This window comes from Pseudomonas sp. CH235 (assembly GCF_004368175.1).
In the GTDB taxonomy this organism is placed as follows: Bacteria; Pseudomonadota; Gammaproteobacteria; order Pseudomonadales; family Pseudomonadaceae; genus Aquipseudomonas; species Aquipseudomonas paraglycinae.
The window spans coordinates 54,266-64,412 of the sequence record NZ_RRZJ01000034.1; the positions used below are offsets into that span (position 1 = coordinate 54,266).

Here is a 10,147-nt window from a genome sequence, read left to right on the forward strand (position 1 = left end):
GCTCCCTGAATTTTCGGAGCAAGGATGATGTGGACTTCAACGCAGTATCGGCAGGTGGTGCGCGGCAGCGCCTGGTATGACTTGATCGTGACGGCGGCGTTTGTCACGCCGTGGAGTTTTGCTGTGTTGCATGGGTTGCTGACGGCGCTCAGTCAGGCGCTGGAGCTGCCCGGCGAGCTGCCGCCGTTCGAACCTGCACATCTGTTGATAGCCAATTTGTTCGGTTCGGTGGTGTGCATGTGGGCGGTGCTGCGGATTCGTGATCCGCAGCCGGTTTATGGGCGCTATGACGCGGTGACGCGATTTCTCTTCGCCGGGTGGATGACGTATGCCGTGGCCCACGGCGCCAGCTCGTTGGTGGTGGGTTTCCTGGTTCTCGAAGTGGCGTGGGGCATTGCTCAGGCGTTGCCGGTTCGGCCGCTGTCGCGAGCCGTAACGGCTTAGCGCCCGGCCTGCCACGGCTGCCCCAGTGACACCGGCGCATACAACCGCGTACGCAGCGCATCCCGCGACAACAACACCAGCACCAGAATCGTCGCGACGTACGGCAACATCGCCAGCAGACTCGAAGGAATCGCCAGCCCCAACCCCTGCGCCACCAGGTGCAGGATGCTGGCGAGTCCGAACAGATACGCCCCGAGCAATAGTCGCCACACCCGCCAACTGGCGAACACCACCAGCGCCAGGGCGATCCAGCCGCGTCCGGCGGTCATGTTCTCGGCCCACATCGGCGTGTACGCCAGCGACAGATAAGCGCCGGCCAGTCCGGCCATCGCCCCGCCGAACAATACCGCCAGTGTGCGCACGGTCAGCACCGGCAAACCCATGGCACTGGCCGCATCCGGGTTCTCGCCGACCGCTTGAATGATCAGCCCGACACGGCTTTTCACGATCACCCACGCCACCAGCGCGAACAGCGCGAACGACAGGTACACCAGCAGATCCTGGGCAAACAGCATCCGACCGATCAGCGGGATTTCGCTCAGGTAGGGAATCGCCAGCGGCTCGAATCCCGCCAGCGGTTTACCAACCCACGCCGCTCCGACAAAGGTCGACAGGCCCACGCCAAAAATCGTCAGCGCCAGCCCGGTTGCCACCTGATTGGCGTTGAACACCAGCGCCACCAGCGCAAACAGCGACGACAACAGCATCCCGGCGAGCATCGCCAACACAACGCCCAACCAAAGGTTGCCGCTGTTGAACGCGACGATGAAACCAATCACCGCGCCAAACAGCATCATGCCTTCCTGGCCAAGGTTGAGTACGCCGCTCTTCTCGCAGATCAATTCACCCAGCGCCACCAACAGCAGTGGCGTACCGCAGCGCACCATGGCATAGAAAATATTGCTCAGCAGATCGATATCCATCACAGCGCTCCGGCGGTTACGGCGGTGGTAGAAGTGCGCCGCACCCAGCGCAGATTAAGACGTGGCCGATAGAGGATCAGCACGTCACAGGCCAGCAGGAAAAACAGCATCATTCCCTGGAACAACTGGGTGATCGCCTGCGGCAGGTTCAGCGTCATCTGTGCGCTCTCGCCACCGATGTACAGCAATGCCATCAACAGGCTGGAAAACAGAATGCCGATCGGATTGAGCCGCCCGAGGAACGCCACGGTGATCGCCGCATAGCCGTAGCCCGGCGAGACCTGCGGCACCAGTTGGCCGATCGGCCCGGTGACTTCGCAGACACCGGCGAGCCCGGCCAATCCACCACTGATCAGCAGGGCGAGCCAGATCAGCCGCTTTTCGCGAAACCCGACAAACCCTGCCGCACGCTTGTCCAGCCCTAGCACCTTGATCTGGAAACCGACAAAGCTTTTCTGCAGCAACACCCACACCGCGACCAGCGCGAGCAAGGCGAAATACACGCCGATATGTGCCCGCCCGTCTTCCATCAACAGCGGCAGGCGGCTGGCGTCGCTGAACATCGCCGACTCGGGAAAGTTGAATCCGGCCGGATCCTTCAGCGGCCCGTGTACGCAGAACAGCAACAGGTTCAGCGCGATGTAATTGAGCATGATGCTGGTGAGGATTTCGTTGGCGTTGAAGCGCGTGCGCAACCAGGCGGTGAGCCCGGCCCACGCGGCGCCGGCGAACGTGCCAGTCAGCAGGATCAGCACCAGCGCCCAACGGCTTTGCACATCGATGATGTTCACCGCCAGCGCACTGCCGGCGAGGGCGCCGAGCAGCAATTGGCCTTCGGCGCCGATGTTCCAGATCCGCGCCTGATAGGCCACTGCGAGGCCCAACGCACACAACAGAATCGGCAGGGTTTTGACCAGCAGCTCGGAGACGCCGTACAGGTCACTGATCGGGGCGATCAACAAGGTGTGCAAAGTCTTCAGCGGATCATGGCCAAGGGCGACGAACAGCAAAGATCCGCAGACCAGCGTCAGCGCCGCCGCCAGCACCGGCGAGCACCACAGCATCAGGCGCGACTGCCGGCCACGGGGTTCGAGGGAAAGCAACATGGGAAAACTCCGTTAAACCGTGGCCGGTTGTGATTGAGGGGTGTCGAACTGGCCGGCCATCCAGCCGCCGACGTCGCTGAGGCGGGTCAGCGCCGTGTCCTGCAACGCTGACAGGCGCCCGCCGCACAGCGCGCCGAGGCGGTCGCTGATCTGGAACAGTTCGTCGAGGTCTTCGGAGATCACCAGAATCGCCGCCCCGGCATCGCGCAGGGCAATCAGCGCGCGGTGGATGGTGGCCGCCGCGCCGACATCCACGCCCCAGGTCGGGTGCGCGGCGATCAGCAGTTTCGGTTGCTGGAGGATTTCCCGGCCGAGGATGAATTTCTGCAGGTTGCCGCCGGACAGGCTGCGGGCGGCGGTCTGGGTGTCCGGGGTTTTCACGCCGAAGCGCTGGATGATCGTTTGGGCGAGGGCTTCGACCTTGCCGCGCTCGATCAAGCCATGGCTGACCAGGCCTTGTTGAAAAGCGGTGAGCAGGGCGTTGTCCGCCAGGCTCATGTCCGGCACCGCGCCATGCCCGAGGCGTTCGGCGGGGACGAACGCCAGGCCGAGTTTGCGTCGCGCATCCGGGCGCCGATCGGCGACGGGGTGTTCTCGGAAACGGATGGTTGCCGCTGATTCGCGGGGCAACGTTTGTTCGCCGCTGAGCAAGGCGAGTAACTCGTCCTGACCGTTGCCCGCCACGCCGGCGATGCCGACGATTTCACCGCTGCGCACCTGCAGATCGATGTCGCTCAGGGAGCAGCCGTAGGGATCCGGGTTGTGCCAGTTCAATCCACTGACCTGCAAGAACGCCGCGCCACCGCTGACCTTCGTGAACTCGCCGATCAATGTCGCGGCGTCGCCCACCATCAATTGTGCCAGTTGCCGATCAGTGCAGTCGGCCGGTACGCAATGCCCGGCCACCCGACCGCCGCGCAACACCGTGGCGCTGTGGCACAAGGCGCGCACCTCGCCGAGTTTGTGGCTGATGAACAGAATGCTGCAGCCCTCGGCCGCGAGCCGGCGCAGGGTGATGAACAACTCGTCGGCTTCCTGCGGCGTGAGTACCGAGGTCGGCTCATCGAGAATCAGCAGGCGAATGTCCTGCATCAGGCAACGAACGATCTCCACCCGTTGCCGCTCGCCGATCGACAGGCTGTGGACAAGTCGCTGGGGCTCCAGCGCCATGCCATATCGGCGCGACACTTCACGGATTTTCGCCTCCAGCTGTTTCGGCGAACCGGCCGCTGCACCCATCGCCAGCGCGATGTTTTGCGCCACGCTCAGGGTCTCGAACAGCGAGAAATGCTGGAACACCATGCCGATGCCCAACTGCCGCGCCTGGGCCGGGTTGCGCATGCTCACCGGTTGACCCTGCCAGAGCATCTCGCCTGAATCGGCCTGGGTGACGCCGTAGATGATCTTCATCAACGTGCTTTTGCCTGCACCGTTTTCACCGAGCAGCGCGTGGATTTCACCGGGGGCGATGCTCAGGTCGATGGCGTCATTGGCGAGGCAACCGGGATAACGTTTGCTGATGTGGCGCAGTTGCAGGCGCGGTGTGGACGTGGCGTTTGGCATGACAGGCTCGGGTCGCTTGGAGTTGTGCCTGTGGATAAAGCAATTTCCTGGCCATTGAGTCAGGAACGCAGGCGACTGCTGTTTGCCAGCCTGTGGCGTAGAGCCTGTGAAATGAATTAGACGTCTTGCGCGGCACCACTTGAGGGCAAAGCCTTTGATCAGGCTCCAGTTTTGCCCGCACCGGGCTGATCAAAAAACGAACAACCTCGCCAAAGCCATGCAGAACCTGCGACTGCGCCAGCCATGAACGGCTTATCCACAGGTTGCTCCACAGTATTTGTGCGCAAGACAAAATCCCGGGCATAAGCACTGCCGGGCTTTCTTCCAAAGGCGATAAACGACGCTAAGCGATTGTTTTTACGTGAAATTGTTTGTTGTGATGGGCGATTGGACGAAAAGTGAGCAAATCCCGCAAAGCCACGTGACAGAAGGGTTACAGCCTCCTGTGCTCAGGTTATCCACAGCCGGGTGCACAGCGGATGTGGGCAAGTCTCGGGTATAAGCAAATCGGCTTGTGCCCTAAAACATGGCGGGGCTTCAACGCTGCAGCAGGATTCGCCCACGGCTCAGATCGGCCAACTGATTCTGCAACGGCTCGATGTGCGCTTCACCCACGGCCAGTTGCAACTCGACACCATTGGCGGTGAAGTTTTCCTCGACCACCAATCCGCCCAGATCCGCGACCCGCAGCTTCACCAGCGCCAGTTCGCCAAAGGCGCAGGCGCAGTGCACGGGCACGCGGCTGATCAACTCGATCTTCGGCGCGGCTTGCAGGCACTTGTTGGCGCCGCCGCCGTAGGCGCGGGCCAGGCCGCCGGTGCCCAGCTGAATGCCGCCGTACCAGCGGATTACCAGCACCGCGACCTGATCGCAGTCCTGCGCCTCGATGGCCGCGAGAATCGGCCGACCGGCAGTGCCGCCGGGTTCGCCGTCGTCGTTGCTGCGGTACTGATCGCCGAGTTTCCACGCCCAGCAATTGTGCGAAGCGTTCAAGTCGCTGTGCTGCTCGATGAAGGCTTGCGCCTCAGCGGGGCTGCCGATCGGCGCAGCGAAGGTGATGAAACGGCTTTTGCGGATTTCTTCGCGGAACTCGCAAAAGCCGCTGAGGGTGAATGGCATAAAACGACTTATATAGAAGCAGTGAGGCCGCAGCCTTTGAGAATGATGCGGATCAGATTGTTGCCGGCGTCTTCCATATCCTGTTTGGTCAACTTGCTGCGACCGGTCACCCGGCAGATCTGGGTGGCGAAGTCGGCGTAATGCTGGGTGCTGCCCCACAACAGGAAGATCAGGTGCACCGGGTCGACCGGATCCATTTTGCCCGCGTCGATCCAGGCCTGGAAAACGCCGGCGCGGCCCTGGAACCAGGCGCGGTAATCCTGGTTGAAATATTCGGTCAGGCATTCGCCGCCGCTGATCACTTCCATCGCGAAGATCCGCGACGCTTGCGGCTGGCGACGGGAGAATTCCATTTTCGCGCGGATGTAGCGGGTCAGCGCTTCGGCCGGATCGTCCTCGGCCGTGAGGGAGTTGAAGGTGCTGTCCCACAATTGAAGGATGTTGCTCAGCACCGCCACGTACAACCCGAGCTTGTTGCTGAAGTAGTAATGCAGATTCGCCTTGGGCAGTCCGGCCTTGGTGGCGATGGTGTTCATGCTCGTGCCTTTGTACCCGTGACGGGCGAACTCGTCTTCGGCGGCTTTGATGATGGTCTCTTCGTTCTTCTGACGAATGCGGCTGGCAGGTTTGCCGCCGTGAGCGGGGACTTCAAAGGTCATAGGCACTTCCGGGTTGGTCTGTGGGGTGCAACCAGTTGCGTTGATAGCGCAACCAACGGCGCGGGACAAGCCCCGGGCGAATAAAACCCGGTCGTCAGCGGGTGGCTGCGAGGCTTTCGAGAAAGCTTTCCAGTACCAGATGAGGGCGGCGGCCCTTGCGGGTGACCGAAGCCAGGCTCAAATCATAGAAGCGGGTGCTGGCCTTGAGTGCGCGCAAGCGACCTTGTTGTACCCAGAGACTGGCGTAGTGATCCGGCAGGTAACCGATGTAACGCCCGGTCAGAATCAGGAACGCCATGCCTTCGCGGTCGGAAGCGCTGGCGGTGCAATTGAGGGCCTGATAGTGCGCCTGGATCTCCGCCGGCAAGCGGAAGGTCGGGGCGATGGCGTCCTGACTGTTGAGGCGCTCTTCATCCAACTGTTTATCGTCGACGTAAAACAGCGGATGACCAACTGCGCAGTAGAGAAGCGAACGTTCGCTGTACAGCGGCTGGTATTCCAGTCCCGACAACGCACTGGCCTGCGGCACTACGCCGACGTGCAAGCGTCCGTCGAGTACGCCTTGTTCGACTTCGTTGGGAGCGATCATGCGGATCTGGATCTGCACGTCCGGCCCGCGTTCCTTCAATTGGGCCAATGCGTGGGTGATGCGCATGTGGGGCAGGGTGACGAGGTTGTCGGTCAGGCCGATGATCAACTCGCCGCGCAAGTGCTGGTGCAGGCCGTTGACCTCGGTGCGGAAACTTTCCAGCGCACTTAAAAGCTGCAACGCCGACTGATAGACCTCGCGACCTTCTTCGGTCAGGGAGAAACCGGCGCGCCCGCGCTGGCACAGACGCAGGCCCAGGCGTTGCTCCAGATCGCTCATCTGTTGGCTGATCGCCGAGCGACCGATGCCGAGCACGGTTTCCGCCGCCGAGAAGCCGCCGCACTCCACCACGCTGCGAAAAATCCGCAGCAGGCGAATATCAAAGTCACTGACCTGGGCCAGTGGATCGGGGCGGCGGCTGCTCATGCTGATGTTCTCATTGTTTAGCAGAGTTCTAACTGAAGGTTAGAAGAGTTGAATTTCACCGACTTTATCCGCGTGGCAATTTAGCTGCAACAACGCTTTCTATCTCTCTGAAGCTTATTGCCCTGCGAGGTTTTGCCCGATGAACATGCCTGAAAACGCGCCGTCGCCACTGGCCAGTCAACTGAAGCTGGACGCGCACTGGATGCCGTACACCGCCAACCGCAACTTCCAGCGCGACCCGCGTCTGATCGTTGGTGCCGAAGGCAGCTGGCTGATCGACGACAAGGGCCGCAAGGTGTACGACTCGCTGTCCGGTCTGTGGACCTGCGGCGCCGGGCATACCCGCAAGGAAATCCAGGAAGCGGTGGCCAAGCAGTTGGGCACCCTCGATTACTCGCCGGGCTTCCAGTACGGCCACCCGCTGTCGTTCCAGCTGGCGGAGAAAATCACCGATCTGACCCCGGGTAACCTGAACCACGTGTTCTTCACTGACTCCGGTTCCGAATGCGCCGATACCGCGGTGAAAATGGTCCGCGCTTACTGGCGCCTCAAAGGCCAGTCGACCAAGACCAAGATGATCGGCCGCGCCCGTGGCTACCACGGTGTGAACATCGCCGGCACCAGCCTCGGCGGCGTCAACGGCAACCGCAAGCTGTTCGGTCAGGCGATGATGGATGTCGATCACCTGCCGCACACTTTGCTGGCGAGCAATGCGTTCTCCCGTGGCATGCCGGAGCAGGGCGGTATCGCCCTGGCCGATGAGCTGCTGAAGCTGATCGAACTGCACGATGCGTCGAACATCGCAGCGGTGTTCGTTGAGCCGATGGCCGGTTCCGCTGGCGTGCTGGTTCCGCCACAGGGCTACCTCAAGCGTCTGCGTGAAATCTGCGACCAGCACAACATCCTGCTGGTATTCGACGAAGTGATTACCGGGTTCGGCCGTACCGGCACCATGTTCGGCGCCACCACGTTCGGCGTGACCCCGGACCTGATGTGCATCGCCAAGCAAGTCACCAACGGCGCGATCCCGATGGGCGCGGTGATTGCCAGCTCCGAGATCTACCAGACCTTCATGAACCAGCCGACCCCGGAATACGCCGTGGAATTCCCGCACGGCTACACCTACTCGGCGCACCCGGTGGCTTGCGCCGCAGGTCTCGCGGCACTCGACCTGCTGCAAAAGGAAAACCTGGTACAGAGCGTGGCCGAAGTCGCACCGCATTTCGAAAATGCTCTGCATGGTCTGAAAGGCGCGAAGAACGTCATCGACATTCGCAACTTCGGCCTGGCCGGTGCGATCCAGATTGCGGGCCGTGACGGCGACGCCATCGTGCGTCCATTCGAAGCCGGCATGGCGTTGTGGAAAGCCGGGTTCTACGTGCGCTTCGGTGGCGACACCCTGCAGTTCGGCCCAACCTTCAACAGCAAGCCGCAGGACCTTGATCGTCTGTTCGACGCGGTCGGCGAAGTGCTGAACAAGCTCGACTGATTTTTCCTTCTATATAGATACGCCAATAGCAGGCGCCCTTCCGGGCGTCTGCGCACAAGAATTCAGGAGTTCCCCGATGAGCGTTATCCCGCATTTGATCAATGGCGAACTGGTGACCGAGAACGGTCGCGCGGTCGATGTGTTCAACCCGTCCACCGGTCAGGCTATCCACAAGCTGCCACTGGCCAGCCGCGAAACCATCCAGCACGCCATCGACGCCGCCAAGGCTGCGTTCCCGGCCTGGCGCAACACGCCACCGGCCAAACGTGCCCAGGTGATGTTCCGTTTCAAGCAACTGCTGGAGCAGAACGAAGCGCGCATCGCGCAATTGATCAGCGAAGAACACGGCAAGACCCTGGAAGACGCTGCCGGTGAACTGAAGCGTGGTATCGAAAACGTCGAGTTCGCCTGCGCAGCGCCGGAAATCCTCAAGGGCGAGTACAGCCGCAACGTCGGCCCGAACATCGACGCCTGGTCGGACTTCCAGCCGCTGGGCGTGGTGGCCGGTATTACGCCGTTCAACTTCCCGGCGATGGTGCCGCTGTGGATGTATCCGCTGGCGATCGTTTGCGGCAACTGCTTCATCCTCAAACCGTCCGAGCGTGATCCAAGCTCGACCCTGCTGATCGCTCAGTTGCTGCTGGAAGCCGGTCTGCCGAAAGGTGTGCTGAGCGTGGTGAACGGTGACAAGACTGCGGTGGACGCGCTGATCGAAGCGCCGGAAGTCAAAGCGCTGAGCTTCGTGGGTTCGACGCCGATTGCCGAATACATCTATGCCGAAGGCACCAAGCGCGGCAAACGCGTTCAGGCACTGGGCGGCGCGAAGAACCACGCGGTGCTGATGCCGGATGCGGATCTGGACAACGCGGTCAGCGCACTGATGGGCGCGGCTTACGGTTCTTGCGGCGAGCGCTGCATGGCGATTTCGGTAGCCGTGTGTGTGGGCGATCAGGTGGCTGACGCACTGGTGGCCAAACTGGTTCCACAGATCAAGGCGCTGAAAATCGGTGCCGGCACTTCTTGCGGTCTGGACATGGGGCCGCTGGTCACCGGTCAGGCGCGCGACAAGGTCAGCGGTTATGTCGAAGACGGCGTGGCAGCGGGCGCGACCCTGGTGGTCGACGGTCGTGGTCTGAGCGTTGCCGGTCATGAAGAAGGCTTCTTCCTGGGTGGCTGCCTGTTCGACAACGTCACGCCTGAGATGCGCATCTATAAAGAAGAGATCTTCGGGCCGGTGCTGTGCGTCGTCCGGGTGAACAGCCTGGAAGAGGCGATGCAACTGATCAACGATCACGAATACGGCAACGGCACTTGCATCTTCACCCGTGACGGTGAAGCGGCGCGTCTGTTCTGCGACGAGATCGAAGTCGGCATGGTCGGCGTCAACGTTCCATTGCCGGTGCCAGTGGCTTACCACAGCTTCGGTGGTTGGAAGCGTTCGCTGTTCGGCGATCTGCATGCCTATGGTCCGGATGGTGTGCGCTTCTATACCCGTCGCAAGGCGATCACCCAGCGCTGGCCGCAGCGTGCGAGCCATGAGGCTTCGCAATTCGCTTTCCCTAGCTTGTAAGTAGAAGGGCAGTGCAACGAAGGCCGACCTTTTAAGGTCGGCCTTCGCGTTTCGGGGCTTTTTTGACCGATATGACAGATTTATGAAAATAAGGGTTGACGGCAAATTCTGATTCTCTATAATTCGCCCCAGTTCCGGCGCAGTCGAAACGGAAAACTCCTTGAGATTCAATGAGTTAAGTAGGTTTCGAAAGCGGGTCGCTTCAGTTCATCGAAGTCTGGAAGGAGTTGGAAATGCCGGTTCTTTTGGTGCTTTCAAC

The 10,147-nt window shown here is 61.3% G+C and carries 9 protein-coding genes; 3 read left to right on the forward strand and 6 right to left on the reverse strand.

Features of this window, described 5'->3' with window-relative positions; all coding sequences use genetic code 11:
- Positions 1-27 precede the first annotated feature (27 nt).
- The gene (locus EIY71_RS25035; protein ID WP_085748601.1) at positions 28-444 is read left to right on the forward strand and encodes a hypothetical protein; all 417 of its coding nucleotides are present in this window, start codon (positions 28-30) and stop codon (positions 442-444) included.
- Here EIY71_RS25035 and EIY71_RS25040 read toward each other — a convergent pair.
- From EIY71_RS25040 to EIY71_RS25065, 6 genes are all read right to left on the reverse strand, one after another.
- A complete protein-coding gene (locus EIY71_RS25040) occupies positions 441-1,367 on the reverse strand; it encodes an ABC transporter permease (RefSeq protein WP_129974076.1) in 927 nt (308 codons plus the stop codon). The genes EIY71_RS25035 and EIY71_RS25040 overlap by 4 nt on opposite strands.
- The gene (locus tag EIY71_RS25045) at positions 1,367-2,473 is read right to left on the reverse strand and encodes an ABC transporter permease (RefSeq protein ID WP_102688497.1); all 1,107 of its coding nucleotides are present in this window, start codon (positions 2,471-2,473) and stop codon (positions 1,367-1,369) included. Before EIY71_RS25045 ends, EIY71_RS25040 begins: the two co-directional genes overlap by 1 nt.
- A 12-nt stretch (positions 2,474-2,485) precedes the next feature.
- Positions 2,486-4,036, reverse strand: a complete 1,551-nt coding sequence (locus EIY71_RS25050; protein ID WP_134023529.1) for an ABC transporter ATP-binding protein — start codon at positions 4,034-4,036, stop codon at positions 2,486-2,488.
- Between the two features lie 537 nt (positions 4,037-4,573).
- Positions 4,574-5,155, reverse strand: coding sequence for a YigZ family protein (locus tag EIY71_RS25055; protein WP_085748585.1), 582 nt, complete (start codon positions 5,153-5,155; stop codon positions 4,574-4,576).
- Between the two features lie 8 nt (positions 5,156-5,163).
- A complete protein-coding gene (locus EIY71_RS25060; protein WP_102688494.1) occupies positions 5,164-5,814 on the reverse strand; it encodes a TetR/AcrR family transcriptional regulator in 651 nt (216 codons plus the stop codon).
- Between the two features lie 94 nt (positions 5,815-5,908).
- Positions 5,909-6,829, reverse strand: coding sequence for a LysR family transcriptional regulator (locus EIY71_RS25065; RefSeq protein WP_102688493.1), 921 nt, complete (start codon positions 6,827-6,829; stop codon positions 5,909-5,911).
- Positions 6,830-6,968: 139 nt separating this feature from the next.
- Between EIY71_RS25065 and EIY71_RS25070 the strand changes: the two genes are divergently transcribed.
- Both EIY71_RS25070 and EIY71_RS25075 read left to right on the forward strand, forming a co-directional pair.
- Positions 6,969-8,318: an aspartate aminotransferase family protein gene (locus tag EIY71_RS25070; RefSeq protein WP_011332325.1), complete on the forward strand. Its 1,350-nt coding sequence runs from the start codon at positions 6,969-6,971 to the stop codon at positions 8,316-8,318.
- 76 nt (positions 8,319-8,394) lie between these two features.
- Positions 8,395-9,888, forward strand: a complete 1,494-nt coding sequence (locus EIY71_RS25075; protein WP_129974074.1) for a CoA-acylating methylmalonate-semialdehyde dehydrogenase — start codon at positions 8,395-8,397, stop codon at positions 9,886-9,888.
- Positions 9,889-10,147: the final 259 nt, after the last annotated feature.